The following is a 16,925-nucleotide window of genomic DNA, read 5'->3' on the forward strand; positions in this document are numbered from 1 at the left end:
AAAGGGCGCTCACCACCTGAAGCATTCCCGCATGAGCGATCAGTCTTTGAGCAAAGCCATTCTAAGATAAACACCCAAACCCCCCATCCCAAGGCTCGATTTTCACCGTACTGGGATCAGAAACCTGGTGATCCAGAGAAATAGAACGATGTATCGGGCGCGTTATCCGGCTTTAAGCAGGATATCTATCACGCTCTGCGGCGCCGTCAGCATGACATCATGACCCGTGTCGAGCGACAATACAGTTTCGGCTTGCAACCAGCGGTGGCGTAGCGCTTCCGGCCGATTGGCCAATGATGTTGGGCAGTTTACGATCGTCCGGGGAATTTGAGCGAGGCGGGCCGGATCGTTCAGGATCAGCTTGTCGGTGACAGTTTTCCAAGGATGCGGCGTAAGGCGTTCCAAGGCCCAATCCTTAAGCGGACAAGCGCCGAGCCCGTATATCTCCCCCGCTGCCGCGTCGGGCCAAAGTCCCAGTTCAACGCCATCGACCATGCGTGTGGTCCCGGCCAGTAACAACAGGCCCGGCGACACATCGATCAGCGCTTCACCATCTTGAGGGATTGCTGCGTCAAGGTAGACGAGCCGCTCTATCCGATGCGCTTCGCGATCTGCGGCGCCGGTGACGACCATGCCGCCGTAGCTGTGGCCGACCAGAACAACGTCATGCAGGTCTTCGAACCTGAGCAAAGCGGCAATGTCAGTGATATGAGTCCCGAGACCCAGCTCCGGGGACAGCAGATGGCTCCGGTCCGCCAATCCGGTGAGTGTCGGCGCAACAACCTCGTGGCCGGCGTTCTGCAGCGCTTGCCTGACCGGAGCCCAGCACCATCCGCCGTGGCCGCCGCCGTGCACGAGGACGAAGGTCGTCATGTGCTGGCTGCGCCATTCGCGAGGATATGTGCGCCTGATACCCAGCTTGCCTCCGGTGAGGCGAGAAACGCCACCACCGCTGCGACTTCGCCCGCTGTGCCGATACGTCCGAACGGGGAGGCTTGCTCAAAAAAGGCACGGGTTTCCTGCGGTGCTCGGTCCATCATGCCCGGAGCCGTGGCGCCGGGAATGACCGTGTTGACCGTCACACCTCGCCGGCCAAGCTCCTTGGCCCAGCTTTCAGTGAAGCTCTTGATAGCCACTTTCGTCGCCGAATAGATGCCTGCACCCGCCATCGGAAATTCACCGAGGCTGGAGGAGAGGTTTATGATGCGCCCGCCGTCGCGCAGCCGGCTTGCCGCTTCCGCGGCAATGTAGAGCGGGCCGCGCAAGTTGACGCCGAGCATCCATTCGAGCTGCTCCTCGTCGAGATCGGCAAGACTCCCGCCACCGCTGACGCCCGCGCTGTTTACCACGATGTCGAGGCGGTCAAAGTGCTGGTCTATCGCACCGAAAAGCTGCTCGACTTCGCTCCGCTTGCTGATGTCGGCGCGCACGCGGATTGCCTTGCCCCCGGCTTCGACGATCTCATCCACCGTCGCGGCGGCGCCGGCTTCGCTGCCGCTGAAGTGGACGACGATGCTCGCCCCCGCGGCGGCAAGCCGAAGTGCGATCTGCTTTCCGATGCCCCGGCCTGCGCCAGTAACCAGGGCCACCTTCCCGGACAGAGGTATGCTCGTCATCAGGTCCTCCCCTCGCTCGTCATTCTTCGATGGCCTGGCCCGACCAGGAGCCATCGCTCGCCATCGATGCCAGCAGTTGCCGCAACAACATCTCGATCCGCACTGAAGCATGAGTGAGTACGATCGATGGATTACGGGCGATGACCATTGTGCGGGCCAGTGCATGCGCGCCGACGCGAGCCGCGCTCAGCGCCCCGGAGGCGACCTTGTCACCAATCGCCGACCAGGGCAGTACGCTGCACATCGCGCCGCTCTCCAGCAGGGCCAGCGTGATCTCGAGCGAATCGACTTCCTGCCGTACGGGCAGATCGATGCCGTGGTGACTGCTTTCCCGATCGAGAAGTTGCCGCAAACCATGCTGCATGCCGGGAAGGACCAACGGCAAGCGGGAAAGCGTCTCGTAAGTCATCGAACTTTCATGGGGGTCGGCGCCATGGTGGACCCCGTGAAGCGCCAGGATGTCCGGTTTGCCCACGGCGAACAGTGTTTCTCGGCACAGCCGCCGGGTCGAAAGATGCCGCATGCTCTGACTTTCGTAGAGTATCCCGAGATCGATCTTGCCGGTCTCCAGCCATCCCCGGATGGCGCCGCTATAGGCATCGACGATCCTCACGCTGGCAGCGGCCGATTGTTCGCCCAGTGCCGCGATCAGCGGGACGGCAGTCAGCCGGCCCATGGACGGCGGCATGGCGAGGACAACCTGACCGCGAAGGTCTCCGCGTAAGTGCCGCCCGTCTGCAATCGCCTCATCAGCGGCTTGGAGAATGTGGCGCGCCCGTTCCCGGAAAATGTGGCCGGCCTCGGTAAGAACCACGCCCCGCGCAGACCGATCGAACAGACTGAAGCCCAGTTCGTCCTCAAGTCGCAGCAACTGCTGGCTGAGCGAAGGCTGGGCAATGCCCAGGGACTCCGCGGCCCGCGTGATCGAGCCGTATTCGGAGATTTTTAGAAAGGCCTTGAGATGCGCGGTTTCCATCCGGTTTGGCTACTCGGCAGCGATTTCAAGCGCGGCGCCCCGATCGGCCGGACGCATGTCGACGACCCAGCGAACAGATCGCCGCATCGGTTCGATGCCGTCGTGCGGGGAGCCCGGCGGCATGTGGTGAGAATTGGCGTATACCGTCATCGGATCGCCGCCCGCAAGCGAGACGAGGCGCTGGATGCCGGCCAGCGCGAAGGCGTCGAGGATGCGGGGCCGTATGCTCTCGGGATAGATGCCAACGGTCTGAGTGGTGTCGTCGCACCATTTCAGAACGTCCGTCAGGTCATCGACCGGCACGAAATTGACCACGCGGTTGTTCAGTTTGTCGAAGAATTCGACCCGGTCGTTGAATTTGGAGACGATGAAGCCGCCGTTCAGCGTGTCGCCCTCGACATGGTAGAAATCGTCCTCAAGTGCGATGGCTGCCATCTCGGCTTCAAGCTCCCGGTTCGGCGCGGTGAACGGCACGGAAAGCAGCGGTGGCAACAGCCCATAGGCAGCGACCATACGTCGGCCGAGTTCGGCGACGCGCTCCAGCGAGGCGTCATCGGTGTCGCTTTCGACATAGACCAACCGCGTGTTCGCGCATGCAGTCTGGTTATAGAAGCCAGCCAGCGTGGCGAGACCTATCGCCGCCTCGTCCATGGCCGCTTCGCTGGCGAAAGTGTCGCGGCCGATCATCGACATCGAGTACTTCGGATTGAGCGCGGTGAGATCGATGCCCGGCTGAAGGAATTTCTGGATGTGGCGCACGGAACTCATACCGCCCCAGGCAGTGATCTTGTCGATCCGGCTCGTCCTGACGATCTCCGAGTCCATGATTTCGTCTCCGCCTTTCCAATAGGCGACCGCGATATGCTTCGTCACCGGATGATCGGGCGCCAGGTCGATCAGCGTGCGGGCGATGGCATTGGCCGTCAGCGGGTCATTCGATGGCGATTTGATCAGTATGTCGGACTTGGTGAGGCCGGCGCGGGCGACGGTCATGGCCGCAACCACCGGCACGTTGCCAGCGGTGATGTGCAACTGACGGGTGCCGACCGCGCGAATGCTGACGTTACCGTAGGGGCCGCTGCCCGGAACCCACCCGTCGATATAATCGAGGCCGATCGTCTTATCGACGAGGCCGGTCATCATACCGCGCTCGAACATATGCGGGAGCGCATCGTAAACGCCCCGCAGGATCGGTTCGGCAAGGCCGCCCGCCTTCAGCGCAAGCGCGAAGCTTTGCTGCAGCAGTTCGTTGTCATCCAGTTGCAGGCGCTGGCCGAGTTCTACGAAGAGATCGATGATCTCGAGTATCGGCGTGTCGTGCAGATCGCGCAGTTTCGCCGTGTCGCCCAGCACGAGATCGTGGATGTGCTTGTGCGGGTCCGCCTGGTGGAAGTCCGCGCCACCGCGCCCCCTGAACTTCACGGCATCGTCTCCGGGCATTATGACCCGGCCGCGCGCGATGATCGGTATTTCGAGGATCGGCTCCATCATGCCTCTCCCGCCACGAATTCCATGAATTCGTTGTAAGCCGCCTGCGATCCGGCGCAGGTGATCTTGTCATCCCCGCCCTCGTTCTCGGCGAAGCGTCGGATCGCCTTGGAAGCGCGTGGTCCGCCCCAACCGCACGGGCAATCCTCCTCCCAGTGCATCGTCACTTCGTCGCCCGAAGTGAACCCGCCCCAGTAGGAAGTGGGAATGGGATCGACGAGTACCAGCCGGCCTTTCTGCACCCCCTCGCGCGGCAGCGCCTTGCCGGCCGCGTCCATCAACAAGGGGATGGTGTAGGGCAGGAAATGGAAGTAGCCGTGATCGCAAAGCGGCGCATTGCCGATACATTCGGAGAAGCCATACTGGTTGCCGAGGTGCTCTACCCCGAAGAAGGTCTTCACCTGGTCCTCCCAATCGGCGGGCGCGTCCTTGTAGCCCTTCATGCCGCCCCCGCCCTGTAGGATCGAGCCCGGCGCGAATTCACAAGTCATGCCCTTGTCGAGGCCCGCTCTGGCGACACGGTAGAGGTCGGCGAAGGTGCCACCGATCTTCACTCTCTGCCCGCGATAATCGCGAATGAGCTTGCCGAACCAGGCCTCCATGTCGCCTTCGCGGCTACGCCCCTGAGCCAACATCTGCTGGCGCTGGTCGAGCAGGGCAGGGTCGAGGCCCAGGTTCATCACCTCACCCTTGTCTTCCGCCGCTTGCAGGCGGCCGGAAAGGGCCATGAGATCGGCTGGAATATGCGTGTCGTAGAGCGTGTGGTAGTGCTCCTCGCCGCCTGCCATCTCGACATTGAACAGGCTCATCATCTTGAGCATCGTCTGATAGCCGCCGCGATAGCCGGGGAAGAACGTCGGCAGCTTGGTCGTCCAGGGGTCCACCCCGCTCGACGCGCGATTGACGCTAAAGAAGTGGTACTTCCATGGGCCGAGTTCATCGTAGGAACGGGGCACGAAAGACAGCTTGCCGGTCGTCCCGCTGGAATAAGTGACGAGCATGCCATAAGCTTCGAGCCTGCGCAGCCACTGCTCGATCGTGGTGACACCCGTGAGGTCCACACGAGTGAGGTCATGCGCGGTCAGCTTGTCGAGCCAACTGGTCAGCTTGGCGAAATCGCGGTTCTCGATGATCTGGATCGGATAGTTCTTGAGGACGCGGTGGTCGAAGCAGACCGGCAAGACGTCTTCCAGCTTATCGATCGCCTCCACGCCCTGGCGGTCGGCCAGCTTCTTGAGGGCCGGGATGCGGTTGCGCAGCTTTGCGAAATTGATCCGGACGGCCTCGAGTTGCAACGTCTCGCGCTCTTCGCGCGGGATCGCGTAAAGATCCTCGAAACGGCGATAAGTCCAGGCTCCCGGATTGTCCGGCAGGAGACTGATAGTCATGACTGCATCCTCTCATCGATCTGTTGTCGGCAAGATAAATGCAGTCATTTCCGCATAGAAGGCGTCATTCCTGTATCGCGGCCATAGGAAAGTCCTATCGCTCGGCTCCTTTCGATATCCGCGACCGTCGCGATTGATCGAAGCTGAAGAAGGAACGATGACGATAGGCCAAGCGGAGAGGAAATCTGCTCTCGTCAAGCTGGCCGGACAGAAACTCTTGCACGGGCGCCAGACCGCTCGATGAGAGTGGAATGATTCGCGTTGGCCGCTCGTTCATGCTCAACAGACGACGACGCGCGTGAACCTTACGATTTCGTCGCCCGCGTTCGTGTAGGAAAACGGCTGCGCGCTGCTGTAGATGGCGAAGTCCTGCGCATCGATGGTGACTGCCCCGTCAGCCTTGTCGATGCGAAGTCGTCCTGCAGATACGAAGATCATCTCGTGCCAGCCTGCCGGATCCGGTTCGGCAACATATCTGTCGCCAATCCCAAGTGACCAGGACCAAAGCTGAGCCGATGCTGCAGCAGGGACGCTGCCGAGGAGCACCGCCCTGCTGGCATCGTCACTTCCCCTCCAGGTCAGTGCTTCAATTCGCTCGGCACTGACCTGCGGATCGGCAACCATCGCCACGAAGTCGACGCCGAGCGCCCAGGCCAGCCTGTCCAGGCTGGACAGGCTGACATTGGTATCGCCTCCCTCCAGATTGACGATCATCCGGCGGCTTACGCCTGACGCCTCCGCGAGCGCCGCCTGGCTAAGGCCTGCCAATCGGCGGAGCCGCTTGAGATTATCCGAGACGTGGGAAAGCACATCCGAACGATCGGATTGACTGCGCAATATATTGCTCATAGATGCGCAGTATGTTGCACAAATCCACCGCGTACAAACCCTTTTTCAGCCGCGAGGAGGCTGCACTTATCGGGATCACCCTGATGTGGGGGGCGACGTTTCTGATCGTGCATCTGGCTGTTGGACACTCCGGCCCGTTGTTCTTCGTCGGTCTCCGCTTTGTCGTGGCAGGCTTGCTTACAATGGTCGCGTTCCGCCGCGCGCTCCGCGGCATCACGAAGAAGGAGCTGGTGGCCGGGTCGGCCGTCGGCGTAACCATCTTCCTGGGCTACGGATTGCAGACATATGGTTTGCAATCGATCAGCAGCAGCACATCGGCTTTCCTGACGGCGCTCTATGTGCCGACGGTGCCACTCATCCAATGGCTGGTGGTGCGTCGACCGCCGCGCGCGCTGACATGGGCCGGTATCGCACTTGCATTCTTCGGTCTGGTCTTTCTGGCAGGCCCGGATGCATGGCAGCTCGGCCTCGGACGCGGCGAAATCGCCACGCTCCTCAGCGCCGCAGCGATCGCGGCTGAGATACTCCTGATTGGGCGGTTCGCGTCGGAAGTGGTCAGTTCCAGGATCACCGTCGTGCAGCTGTTCGTGGGCGGACTGCTCTCCTTCGCGACGATGCCCATTGCGGGCGAGGGCGTTCCGGCGTTCTCCTGGGTCTGGCTGGTTGCCGGTATCGGCTTGGGCATCGCAAGTGCTCTGATCCAGCTGACGATGAATTGAGCACAGAAGTCCGTATCGCCCACGCGCGCCACGATCATCTACGCCAGCGAGCCTGTCTGGGCCGGCGTCATCGGCCGGATCGGGGGCGACAGGCTCGTCCCGCTGGCGATCCTCGGCGCCGCCTTCATCATTGCCGGTGTGATCGTCAGCGAACTCAAGCCGCGCCGAAGGAGCAATGGCGAACTGTCGGTCGAGTAAGAAGGGCGGAGAGTACTCAGCCGATCATGTTCAGCAAAGGCGGGACTCGCAGGTACGGCCATGGACATCAGCGCCGATAAACATAGCAACCAAGGCATAGTCGACGACATCTGCCCGGTTAGGTAGCCCATACGGCACGGGGGAGAAGCTGTTCCATTCCGCATCGCCCCAATTGGCGTCGCAGTGCATTTCCGCATATTCCTAACTGAAGGTGTTTGCGCTGATTAAGCCGCGCTGCGATGAATTTATGAGCGGAGTTTCGGTCGAAAATCGATACGCGGCCACACGCCCGGATCCGACCTGCTATCTTGCAAGATTTTAACCTATAGGCACTCGACGGCAGATGTTCGCGAAAAAGCCGTGTATTCCGGTAATCTTATTTTGCTGGCGCGACTATCCATTTGGACTCAGCTTGCCATCAATGCTCCGTTTCTCCACTCTAAATCATCATATTCGATGGTGAGGTGATGTGGCTGTGTTCGTACTTGCTTTGGCCGCTGCAATCCAGGCTGAGACGTCTGATCCGTCTGGGTCGGCGCTTCAGTATGCGTCGGGAAGTTTGCAAGGCAAGGAGCAATGCGTAGACTTTAGCTGGGTGTCCGACGACATAAGCACGCCGAAAGCCGCAATCAGTATACCTGTAATGGTCAACGGCAAAAGCGTTCCGCTTCAACTTGACACTGCTTCCGATGCTACGATCATATACGGGCATGAAGCTGTTAGCGCAGGTTGGGCAATTTCCGGGGAGAAATATTTTCGCGCTACGTCATTTTCTATCGGATCGACTGCCGTGGATCGACCAGCTGTTTATCTCGACGAGAATATGGAGCCGGACGTAAGGCTTATTGGAACGCTCGGTTTGCCTGAGCTGATGGGACGCATCGCCGTTATCGACTATCACCAGCAGCGTTTCTGCCTGTTTTCCGAGGCGGATCTCCCCGCCCAGCTAGAGAGCGCCATTTTTGTCCGAGCAGAGTTACGCAACTCAAAGTTCTTTGTACCGATCTCGGTTGATGCGTTTCACAGCGACGCTGTGATTTTTGACACTGGGTCTAGTCTGATGCCGCTAAGCGTTGATCTGTCTACCTGGAAAAAGCTAACGGGTCTGACGGCTGTTGCGCAAGCACCAACTGCCATCAATGGGACTGCGTGGGGTAAGTCAGTGACGCTATCTGGCGCTCCGGCCGCAGAATCGATGATGTTGGGGAAACTGGATCTAGGACGGCCGATAGTATTCACAGACGGTAGCCAGCCTTCACCGTATGCCAGTTGGGGCTTCCGAGCAGACGGGACGCTGGGTAACGCGTCGCTTTGGGATGGTATGGTCATTCTCGACCTGACGGCAAAGGTCCGCTTTGGTTTTGTCCGCTGAGTTTTTTCTCCCACCGTATGTAAGGATTTACTCTGAAAGCCGTCCAGCGGGAAATACCCGCATTGCGGACATCACGGCAAATGGCCCGCTTTGCCGAGAACGGCCGCCTTCAGCCGAACCGACCCGAGACTAGAAAAGTTAGATCCCAGAAAATTGTGCCCTTGGCAGTCCGGCGCTCGTCATCAATTCGCTGTGCGAGTGAATCCAGATCAAACTCGTCTTCGCTGGTTAGGCCTTGTTCGATCATGCGTGGCAGCATGACCCGCGCTAGTGTCGGTAGAAAGGACTCCTCCCACGGCTGGATTAGCACGCCCTCGCTCCGCGCATGATCGATCGCGAATCCGGAGGCGCGCATCAGGTCGGCCAAACGATACCCGAGAGTAGTGTCGCCGCCCTCGGCCGTGACTGTATCCCACACCATACGGTAGCACTGCCGGTGTACTGGGAGATCGTTTGCGCCTGCCGGCAGATCAGCGCGCGAATGTTCTTGGAACGCCAGGATCGTGCCAGCTTTTGCCAGTCGTGCAAGCTGCGTCAGCGTTGCAGCGGCATCGGGGAGGTACATCAGCACCCGCCGGCCAACGATGGCGTCGAATTGGCCTAGATCGGGTAACTCGCTGCTTAGATCGGCAGTCTGATAGCGGACCTGAGCGCTTTTCGAAGTGGGCTGAACGGCGCGCGCCATGGCTAGGGCTTCTTCGCTGCTATCGATGCCAATGACTTCGCCTTCCAAGCCTACAAGCGAGGCCATTACACGGCTGAGGTCACCGTTGCCGCAACCCACATCCAGCACGCGCATCCCTGCTTCGATACCGATGTGGGGGAAAAACGACCGCTGGGGGCATTGGCGGGATTAGCTGGGGCAAGTTTTTGATGAGACATTATCACATCATATGGCGCAACATGCTGGAGAACAAGACATCAGTCGGTACTGGACTTCTTCTCGATCGGTTCGGATAAATGCCTTGATGAGAGCTAAGGTCAATGCAAATTGTCGCTATTGCGATCTCCTCTCCCAGAATTGGACGGGCAGGTTTTTTGCGCGTTCAGAACATTGATCGTCGTAAGGCCGGACGCCAGCAGTAAAACGACCATATTTCAAAGATTTAACTTTAAATAGGTGTTGATATTTAACCATGCAAATTGAAATACCGATTTAATACTAATATTAAAATAATAAGAAATGCAATTAATTCATAAATAGTTCAGTATATCAATGTGAGATTTTGGAGGAGGATACTGGGTGCGTTCGATGACGATACTGGCTTTGGTTTTATGCGGCGCACCTGCCGTCGGCGCGGCCAGCGAGAAGGCGTTGGGAACGGGTCGGTCGAGTAGCGCCGAGATGACCGTTGTTTTTGAGGCGGACCAAACGTCGCGAAAAGACCCTAAAATCGATTGGGTTAAAGTCCATGAGGACGACCAAAAAAGGCGGCTTCAAACCCAAGCTTTGCTAGATGATGGCAAATTGAGCAGCGGTGATGATTTCTATCATGCCGCATTCGTCTTTCAGCATGGCGATCTACCAGAAGATTGTTTGAAAGCTCACGCACTTGCAGTCATAGCGGCAGCGCGCGGCAAATCCGAGGCCGCATGGATCGCGGCTGCGACACTTGGCCGCTACCTTGTGCGTATCGGGCAACCCCAAATTTACGGCACACAGTATCAACGGCACGATGGGAATAAGTGGACTCAGGAACCCTATCGCAGCGATTTGCTTTCTGATGCGCTTCGTGAGGCCAGTGGAGTACCGTCGATCCACCAACAACAGGCGAAGCTTAAAGAGATGGCAAGTAAATCGCGATGAACGTTGGAGCGAACCGGCGCTACTGGCGATGTTTCGTCTATAGCGAGGAAGGCCCCTGACTAGACGCTGCGCGCCATCTGCACCGCACTCCCAATCATCCAGCCATCGAAGGGCGACCAACGACGAGCGCGGTTTCATTCCGGAGCGGGATGACGCTTCTCGATCAGGCCGAGCACGTCGCCTATGATCGTACGCATGGCGATACGCGCCGCGTGGGAGTCTCGTGCAATGATGGCGTCCAGCACTTTTGCGTGCTCGTCGACATCGGCGGTGCGGCCTTTGATCCGGTTGGTGAAACGGATTGAAGTGCGCAAAGCCGTGCTGACGATGTCTCGAAGCTGGATATAAAACGGGTTCTTCGAGGCACGCAGGATCGCCACATGGAACGCGATGTCGGCTTCCAGAGGGTCGTCCAGCCCGTTCTCCGCAGCGCGCATCCGCAGAAGACCCGCCCTGATCCGCGCAATGTCTTCCTCTCCCGCGACTTGCGCCGCCAGAGCGGCACCCTCAGGCTCGACCGCGACACGCAACTCATTGAACTGGCGAAGCAATTCGACCGAAAGCTGGCGTTCAAGCATCCAGCGCAGGACATCGGTATCGAACAGGTTCCAGGACGACGTCGGCTGCACGATGGTACCCTGGCGCGGGCGGGCACTGACCAGCCCCTTGGCGGTCAGCATCTTGACCGCCTCGCGCGTTACCGAGCGACTGACGCCGTGCTGCTTGGCAAGCTCGGCTTCGGTGGGAAAAACCTTGTTATCGAATTGCCCGGTAACGATGGCACGGCCCATGCTGTCGAGCAGGCCATATGTCAGATTGCGGCCGAGCTGAGCGACGGGCTCATCGACGATGAGGGGGGAGGAGCCTGTCACTAAGCCGTCCTTGTGTTGTCATCCCGCTCGCACGGGTCGATCCTGTCACCCGCCCAACCTACTGGACATCGCGGGCGACGCAAGAACCTTTAATATGATAAGTCCGTTCATATGATAGCCGTGAAGTGGATGTGATAGCGCCTATTGCCAGTCGCGATTTACTTGTCGTTGGGGAAAGCCTTCACAAGCCTATCATACTGTATCTTGGTGATTTCTATCATTGAACCATGGCGCAAGCCGGCGGGCATCTCGTAACGGTTCCATTCAGGAACGCCTGAGTTGCCTGAAACCTGGAACCACGGGCCCGTAAGACGCGGTGCCTTGGACAGGCCGTAGCTGGTTCCCGCGTACTGCTCATAATACATCAGCCAGTCCTCGCCGCCCGGCGCGCGGATGACCGTGGGCGCTTCGCGGAAGTTGGGACTGATAGAGGGGCCGGGCAGCGGGTAGGGGCCCAACAGGTCCTTGGCGCAGGAGACACGCACGGTCTTGCCGGTCGTCCAGTTATAGCTGGGGTATCGTTCGTCCTTGATCACCGCGCAGTAGCCGCTGCCATCGGCTTCGGGCTGGATGAAGGTGTCGATAGTCGCCATGTCCCAGTCGAACAGGCGTTTGGGCGCCTTGTCGAAGGATTTGATGTCGCTCGAAAGCGCGTAGAGGGTCCGCTGGCTCGCCCAATAGCGCTCCGGATCCTCGGGCACGCCGGGAACGGTGGCGGTGTGCCAGGTCAGCAGGAATTTGCCCGAGGGCTTGTCGAAGAAGAGCTTGGGCGCGCCGATCCGCTGCAGGGCATGCGGCAGGCCGGGAACGTGCAGCACATCCGGCTTGTAGGTGCCATATGGCTTCCAGGCGACGAGATCGTCGGACACCCAGAAGCGGATGTAGGGATCCTCGTCACTCTTGTTGCCGACGAGGTAATAGCGCCCGTCCGCCCCGCGCGCGATCGAGGGATGGCCGTGATAGTCTTCGGATACCGGCCTGCCGCTGTTGATCTGGGTCCAGTGAAGTCCGTCCCTGCTGACGGTGTAGTACAGTACGCCGTAGCGCTCCTTGGTCATGTGGGCGAAGAGGTAGGCCTTGTCGGGATCGACATAAGGCGTCTCTGGCGCCCCCGGAACGACCTCCGTTCGCGCCGGCCTGGCGGGCGATTGGGCTGTGGCGGTCGTTTGTGCTGCCATGCCCATGATCGCTGCGATGGCCATGCCTGCGGCTTTGCGCGAATTGCCCCGTGCCAATTTTCGTCTCCCGAAGTGTTCTGTGCTTGAGCGTCAAAAAGCCGTGCCAGCGCGCCATTGTCAAGATTCATCTTATAAATACGGTTTTAGACGTTATTCAGGGCCGGGACGGGTCGGCGGCCTGATTCGAGAGGTTTCGGATCGGCAGCCGGACAGGCCCGGAAAAATGGCCCGGAACGGCAGGGAGACGAGATGGAGCAGGCAGCCGCCAATAGCGGGGATGAGGCAAACGCGCCTTTCATTGCCGTGACTGGGGCACGACCAATCGCCGGGCCTCCTTCGTTGCCGGCATCAGGCGCATCAGGAACCATATGTCATGATTGATTTCGCTTCCGCTCTGGCCGGCCTGCCGCTGGTCGCCATCCTGCGCGGTATCGCCCCCGATGAGGTGGAGGCTGCCGGAGACGTTCTTGTCGAGGCAGGGTTCACATTGATCGAGGTGCCTTTGAATTCGCCCGAACCGCTCGTTAGTATCGAGCGCCTCGTCAAACGGGTCGGTGACCGCGCGGTCGTGGGGGCGGGTACGGTCCTGACGGCCGCACAAGTGGCACAAGTCGAGGACGCGGGCGGCGCCATGATCGTCTCTCCCAACACCGACCTTGCCGTGATTTCGGAAACCGCCCGGCGCGGCATGGTCTCGCTCCCGGGCTATTTCACGCCCACCGAGGCTTTCGCCGCCCTGGCGGCAGGCGCCACCGGCCTCAAGCTGTTCCCTGCAGAGGCCGCGACGCCCTCGGTCGTCAAGGCTCAGCGGGCCGTGCTGCCCAAGGATGTTCCGCTCTTCGCGGTCGGCGGCATTACGCCCGATAACATGGAGCCTTGGCGCGAGGCCGGAGCCGACGGTTTCGGCCTAGGCTCGTCGCTCTATAGGGCTGGCGCCACCACCCAGGAAATAGCTGCCAATGCCCGCGCCTTCGCGGCGGCCTGGGCCAAGATGGAGACCCCCGCATGATCCGATCCCTCGCCCCCGCCGCGCTCGCAGTGCTGGCCCTTGGTGCTTGCGCATCCACCGGCACCACGCCGGCGGCCATCAGCGCGACCCTCACCAATCCATTGCTCGCGAGCGGTCCCGACCCCTGGATCGTTCACCAGGGTTCGACCTTTTATTTCATGGGCACCAAGGGAGACCGTCTGGCCATCCGCCAGACCGACGACCTTTCGAAACTGGCCGAAGCGCCCGAGCATGTCATATGGACGCCGCCCGCCAGCGGCCCGAACGCGATCTCGATCTGGGCGCCGGAACTGCACCGCATCGACGGCAAGTGGTACGTCTATTACACCGCTGCCGCCGCAGGGCATGACGACGATGCACATCGCGGCATCTTCGTGTTGGAAAATGCCAGCGCCGATCCGCTCAAGGGCGAATGGGTAGACCGGGGCCGCATCGTCACCGGCATGACCGGTATCGACGGCACCGTTTTCGAGACCGGCGGCAAGCGCTATTTCATCTACTCCGCCTACGATGGTCCCGACAGCGTCCTTGCCATCGCACCGATGACGAACCCCTGGACGCTTGGTCCGGGTGAGACGGTCATCGCGAAGCCCGACCTCGACTTCGAACGCCAGGGCGGGCGCCAGATCCTGGAGGGGCCGGAGTTTCTGGCCGGCCCCAAGGGCGATCTCTTCCTGGCCTATTCGGCCAGCGCCTGCTGGTCGGACGATTATGCTCTCGGTCTGCTCCACGCCGCGGCAGGCAGCGATCCGCTGAAGGCCGAGAGCTGGGTCAAGTCGCCGAAGCCGGTGCTTGCCAAGGCGCCGCAGAACAACGTCTACGCCACGGGGCACAATGGCTTCTTCACCACCGATGGCGGGAAGCAGACCTGGATCGTCTACCACGCCAATACCGGCCCGGACCAGAAATGCACCGCTGCCCGCTCGCCGCGCGTGCAGCGCATGGAATGGACCAAGGACGGCATGCCGATCTTCCCGGTGCCGTCCCGCGCTGGTGACAAGGTCCCCGCGCCGCAGCCTTGAACGGAACGAACTGCCCCCTCTTCCCGCAAGGGAGGGGGCAGGCAGCGTTACCTGGCCGAAGTCAGCATTCGCAGATCGACGGCATCGCCCATCGCGCGCAAGCCAGCGTCGTTGGGATGGAGATGGTCACCGGGATCGAATTCCGGCCGCAGATCCGAAGGCATGGCCGGATTTCGAACGGCGGCGTCGAAATCGACGATGCCGTCAAAAATATTGCCGCTGCGGATCGCCGAATTTACGGCAAGGCGGGTCTTTTCCTTCATGGGTGACATGTAGCCGGCGTGCAGGGCCGGCGTCATGGTGCCGCCGATCACTTTGATGCCCAGCGCATGGGCGCGGGCGACGAACTGGCGATAGCCATGGATCAGCTCTTCCGGTTTGACGGCGTCGGCACCTTCGTTGCCGCCCGCGCCGATGTCATTGATGCCTTCGAGGAAGATGACATGCGTGACGTTCGGCACGCTCGCCACGTCGCGCCAGAAGCGGTCCAGCGCGGATACGCCTCGGCCTTCGCGCAGGACGCGGTTGCCGCTGATGCCCATGTTGACCACGCTGCAGCGGCGGCTTGACGGGAGCGCGGCCATGCGTTCGGCAAGGCGTCCCGGCCAGCCGCGCGTCTCGGCGGAGAGGCTGTCGAATCCGTCGGTGATGGAATCACCGAAAGCGACCACCGTGCAAGGCGCCTGCACCGTGCGGACCGACAGCAGCGAAAGCCAGGAGCGGGCCTGTATCGGCTGGAACACGGAAGCAGAAGAGGCCGGAGAGAACGCCATCTCGATACCGAGATTGGTCCGCGGCGCGCGCGTTGGCGTGGAGAACGTGACGCTTACGATCACGTCCTGGCCATTTGCTAGCGGGATCGTCAGCGGATCGCTCATCAGCGCCTGGCCCTTCGGTAGAGCAGCGCCGGGCTTGCCGGAGAAGGTGAGGGGATGAATGCTCTGCGGCGCGATTTCGGTGCCGTGGTTTGCAAGCGGGCTGGCGATGGTGGCCGCAGTCAGGGCCAGCGGGGCATCGCCCTCGGCATTGCTGAAAGTCGCCTGGACCGCGCTGCCCCCCTGCGTCAGGCGGACACGGTAGCGATAGGTCCCCGGGGGCAGCAATGCCTCGGTGGGACCGGCATCGGCCGAGGCATAGCCCCAGGCTCCCACCCAGGTCGGAGCGCCGGAAGCGGCATGGACCGGCCCGCTCGCAAGAGCGAGACCGAAGGCGGCGGCAAGCACTGAGGTGATACGCATGCCGCTTCCTTCCGGGCCGGTCCTGAAATGTCCAGAACTACTTCGTCTTCTTCGCAGTGGGCACGACGCCCTTGGGGGCTGCGGAAAGGCTGCGGATCAGGTCTACTTCGGCCTGGCGGTAGGGGGTGCCGTCCGTGCGGAACACTTCATGGAACCAGATCGTGGGTTCCTCCTGGGTATATGGCTTCTTCCAGGAATCCCAGGGCAGGCGGGTCTGGGTCTTGCCGTCGACGAAGCCCCAGTTGATCATCGCCACGTTCTCGCGCTTGCCGATCGGCAGCGAGCCGTCGAACGTGGAGCCGTTGCCGCGCGCCATGTACTCGGTGCAGAGGATCGGGCGACCGTAGACCTTCAGCTGGTCGACGCGTTCCTGGAACTTCTCCGGCCAGTTGTAGTCGTGGAACGAAATCACGTCCGATTGGGTCAGCTGGAGCTGTTCCATCGGGGTGAGGGCGCCGGGGGTCTTCCAGTCGTCATGCTGCCAAACGCCCGAGGTTAGCGGCTGCGAGGGATCCGCCTCGCGTGCCCAGCCGTACACCTTGGTGAGCAGGGCGAGCACCATCGGCTGCTTGCCTTCCTGACCCTTGTACTGGTCGGCACCGTTGTCGGGCTCGTTCCACAGGTCCCAGCCGAGAACGCGATCGTCCTTGCCGAAAGCGCCGATCACGCCTTGCACATAAGTCTTCAGGCGGCCTTCCTGGGAGGGATCGCGCATCGCGGGGAGACCCGGACCCTGGACCCAACCGGAGTTGTGGACGCCCGGGATAGGCGGATGCTGCGGACCCAGCACGGGGTTCGGATCCCAGCAGCTGTCGAACAGCACGAAAAGGGGCTTGATCTTGTGTTTCGCTGCGATGGTCAGGAATTCATCGATGCGCTTCTTGAAACCCTCGGGGTCTTGCTGCCAGAGCTGGTCGTGCAGGAATACGCGCATGGTGTTCATGCCAATGCCCTGGGCCAGACCCAGTTCGTAATCGATCCGCTGGGGGTCCCAGGTTGCTGCCTGCCACATCTCGAGTTGATTGATCGAAGTGGCAGGCGCGAAGTTCGAGCCGACCAGCCACGGCTGCTTGCCATACCACGCCTTTGCCTCTGCGGGCGTCCACTGAGGGCGGGCTTCGGCGGATGTGAAAGGCGCCTGGACGATCAGGGCGGCGGCAGTTGCGAGCAGGGAGGTTGCGAGTGCTTTCACG

The 16,925-nt window shown here is 60.9% G+C and carries 16 protein-coding genes; 5 read left to right on the forward strand and 11 right to left on the reverse strand.

Annotation, left to right across the window (positions count from 1 at the left end):
* Positions 1–162: 162 nt before the first annotated feature.
* The 6 genes from AC1VV3_RS17420 to AC1VV3_RS17445 form a co-directional block, all read right to left on the reverse strand.
* Positions 163–873, reverse strand: coding sequence for an alpha/beta fold hydrolase (locus AC1VV3_RS17420; protein WP_482963068.1), 711 nt, complete (start codon positions 871–873; stop codon positions 163–165).
* Positions 870–1,670, reverse strand: a complete 801-nt coding sequence (locus tag AC1VV3_RS17425) for an SDR family NAD(P)-dependent oxidoreductase (RefSeq protein WP_482963069.1) — start codon at positions 1,668–1,670, stop codon at positions 870–872. The genes AC1VV3_RS17420 and AC1VV3_RS17425 overlap by 4 nt, the downstream gene beginning before the upstream one ends.
* Positions 1,636–2,592 carry a LysR family transcriptional regulator gene (locus AC1VV3_RS17430; RefSeq protein WP_482963070.1) on the reverse strand — a complete coding sequence of 319 codons (957 nt, stop codon included), beginning with the start codon at positions 2,590–2,592 and terminating at the stop codon, positions 1,636–1,638. The genes AC1VV3_RS17425 and AC1VV3_RS17430 overlap by 35 nt, the downstream gene beginning before the upstream one ends.
* A gap of 9 nt (positions 2,593–2,601) precedes the next feature.
* A complete protein-coding gene (locus AC1VV3_RS17435) occupies positions 2,602–4,080 on the reverse strand; it encodes an acyl-CoA reductase (RefSeq protein WP_482963071.1) in 1,479 nt (492 codons plus the stop codon).
* Complete coding sequence (locus AC1VV3_RS17440) at positions 4,080–5,468, reverse strand: hypothetical protein (protein WP_482963072.1); 1,389 nt, start codon at positions 5,466–5,468, stop codon at positions 4,080–4,082. Before AC1VV3_RS17440 ends, AC1VV3_RS17435 begins: the two co-directional genes overlap by 1 nt.
* Positions 5,469–5,747: 279 nt before the next feature.
* Positions 5,748–6,305, reverse strand: coding sequence for a helix-turn-helix domain-containing protein (locus tag AC1VV3_RS17445; protein WP_482963073.1), 558 nt, complete (start codon positions 6,303–6,305; stop codon positions 5,748–5,750).
* Between the two features lie 23 nt (positions 6,306–6,328).
* Between AC1VV3_RS17445 and AC1VV3_RS17450 the strand changes: the two genes are divergently transcribed.
* Both AC1VV3_RS17450 and AC1VV3_RS17455 read left to right on the forward strand, forming a co-directional pair.
* On the forward strand, positions 6,329–7,036 hold the full coding sequence (locus AC1VV3_RS17450) for a DMT family transporter (RefSeq protein ID WP_482963074.1): 708 nt from the start codon (positions 6,329–6,331) through the stop codon (positions 7,034–7,036).
* 793 nt (positions 7,037–7,829) lie between these two features.
* Positions 7,830–8,606, forward strand: coding sequence for a hypothetical protein (locus tag AC1VV3_RS17455; protein ID WP_482963075.1), 777 nt, complete (start codon positions 7,830–7,832; stop codon positions 8,604–8,606).
* A gap of 109 nt (positions 8,607–8,715) precedes the next feature.
* On the opposite strand, the gene AC1VV3_RS17460 is transcribed toward AC1VV3_RS17455, so the two are convergent.
* Positions 8,716–9,423 (reverse strand): methyltransferase domain-containing protein, encoded by a 708-nt coding sequence (locus AC1VV3_RS17460; protein WP_482963155.1) that lies wholly within the window; start codon positions 9,421–9,423, stop codon positions 8,716–8,718.
* 435 nt (positions 9,424–9,858) lie between these two features.
* Here AC1VV3_RS17460 and AC1VV3_RS17465 point away from each other — a divergent pair, with 435 nt between their 5' ends.
* Positions 9,859–10,413 (forward strand): hypothetical protein, encoded by a 555-nt coding sequence (locus tag AC1VV3_RS17465; protein ID WP_482963156.1) that lies wholly within the window; start codon positions 9,859–9,861, stop codon positions 10,411–10,413.
* Positions 10,414–10,547: 134 nt separating this feature from the next.
* On the opposite strand, the gene AC1VV3_RS17470 is transcribed toward AC1VV3_RS17465, so the two are convergent.
* Both AC1VV3_RS17470 and AC1VV3_RS17475 read right to left on the reverse strand, forming a co-directional pair.
* On the reverse strand, positions 10,548–11,204 hold the full coding sequence (locus tag AC1VV3_RS17470) for a FadR/GntR family transcriptional regulator (RefSeq protein ID WP_482963076.1): 657 nt from the start codon (positions 11,202–11,204) through the stop codon (positions 10,548–10,550).
* A gap of 239 nt (positions 11,205–11,443) precedes the next feature.
* Positions 11,444–12,469 (reverse strand): family 43 glycosylhydrolase, encoded by a 1,026-nt coding sequence (locus AC1VV3_RS17475; RefSeq protein ID WP_482963157.1) that lies wholly within the window; start codon positions 12,467–12,469, stop codon positions 11,444–11,446.
* A gap of 367 nt (positions 12,470–12,836) precedes the next feature.
* On the opposite strand from AC1VV3_RS17475, the gene AC1VV3_RS17480 reads away from it, so the two are divergent.
* Entirely contained in the window at positions 12,837–13,472 is a 636-nt protein-coding gene (locus AC1VV3_RS17480) for a 2-dehydro-3-deoxy-6-phosphogalactonate aldolase (RefSeq protein ID WP_482963077.1), read from the forward strand.
* Entirely contained in the window at positions 13,469–14,494 is a 1,026-nt protein-coding gene (locus tag AC1VV3_RS17485; RefSeq protein WP_482963078.1) for a glycoside hydrolase family 43 protein, read from the forward strand. Before AC1VV3_RS17480 ends, AC1VV3_RS17485 begins: the two co-directional genes overlap by 4 nt.
* A gap of 47 nt (positions 14,495–14,541) precedes the next feature.
* Here the strand turns inward: AC1VV3_RS17485 and AC1VV3_RS17490 are convergent, their stop codons facing one another.
* On the reverse strand, positions 14,542–15,732 hold the full coding sequence (locus AC1VV3_RS17490; protein ID WP_482963079.1) for an SGNH/GDSL hydrolase family protein: 1,191 nt from the start codon (positions 15,730–15,732) through the stop codon (positions 14,542–14,544).
* Positions 15,733–15,769: 37 nt separating this feature from the next.
* Positions 15,770–16,924: a glycoside hydrolase 5 family protein gene (locus tag AC1VV3_RS17495; RefSeq protein WP_482963080.1), complete on the reverse strand. Its 1,155-nt coding sequence runs from the start codon at positions 16,922–16,924 to the stop codon at positions 15,770–15,772.
* Position 16,925 lies beyond the last annotated feature (1 nt).

It is taken from the genome of Novosphingobium sp. BL-S-34, assembly GCF_056857015.1.

Bases quoted from the DNA above. Each gene is read 5' to 3' on its own strand.
- AC1VV3_RS17450 (WP_482963074.1), top strand. From the start codon at position 6,329: ATGTTGCACAAATCCACCGCGTACAAACCCTTTTTCAGCCGCGAGGAG.
- AC1VV3_RS17480 (WP_482963077.1), top strand. From the start codon at position 12,837: ATGATTGATTTCGCTTCCGCTCTGGCCGGCCTGCCGCTGGTCGCCATC.
- AC1VV3_RS17475 (WP_482963157.1), bottom strand. From the start codon at position 12,469: ATGGGCATGGCAGCACAAACGACCGCCACAGCCCAATCGCCCGCCAGG.
- AC1VV3_RS17435 (WP_482963071.1), bottom strand. From the start codon at position 4,080: ATGGAGCCGATCCTCGAAATACCGATCATCGCGCGCGGCCGGGTCATA.
- AC1VV3_RS17420 (WP_482963068.1), bottom strand. From the start codon at position 873: ATGACGACCTTCGTCCTCGTGCACGGCGGCGGCCACGGCGGATGGTGC.
- AC1VV3_RS17485 (WP_482963078.1), top strand. From the start codon at position 13,469: ATGATCCGATCCCTCGCCCCCGCCGCGCTCGCAGTGCTGGCCCTTGGT.
- AC1VV3_RS17465 (WP_482963156.1), top strand. From the start codon at position 9,859: ATGACGATACTGGCTTTGGTTTTATGCGGCGCACCTGCCGTCGGCGCG.
- AC1VV3_RS17430 (WP_482963070.1), bottom strand. From the start codon at position 2,592: ATGGAAACCGCGCATCTCAAGGCCTTTCTAAAAATCTCCGAATACGGC.
- AC1VV3_RS17490 (WP_482963079.1), bottom strand. From the start codon at position 15,732: ATGCGTATCACCTCAGTGCTTGCCGCCGCCTTCGGTCTCGCTCTTGCG.
- AC1VV3_RS17440 (WP_482963072.1), bottom strand. From the start codon at position 5,468: ATGACTATCAGTCTCCTGCCGGACAATCCGGGAGCCTGGACTTATCGC.
- AC1VV3_RS17425 (WP_482963069.1), bottom strand. From the start codon at position 1,670: ATGGCTCCTGGTCGGGCCAGGCCATCGAAGAATGACGAGCGAGGGGAG.
- AC1VV3_RS17470 (WP_482963076.1), bottom strand. From the start codon at position 11,204: ATGGGCCGTGCCATCGTTACCGGGCAATTCGATAACAAGGTTTTTCCC.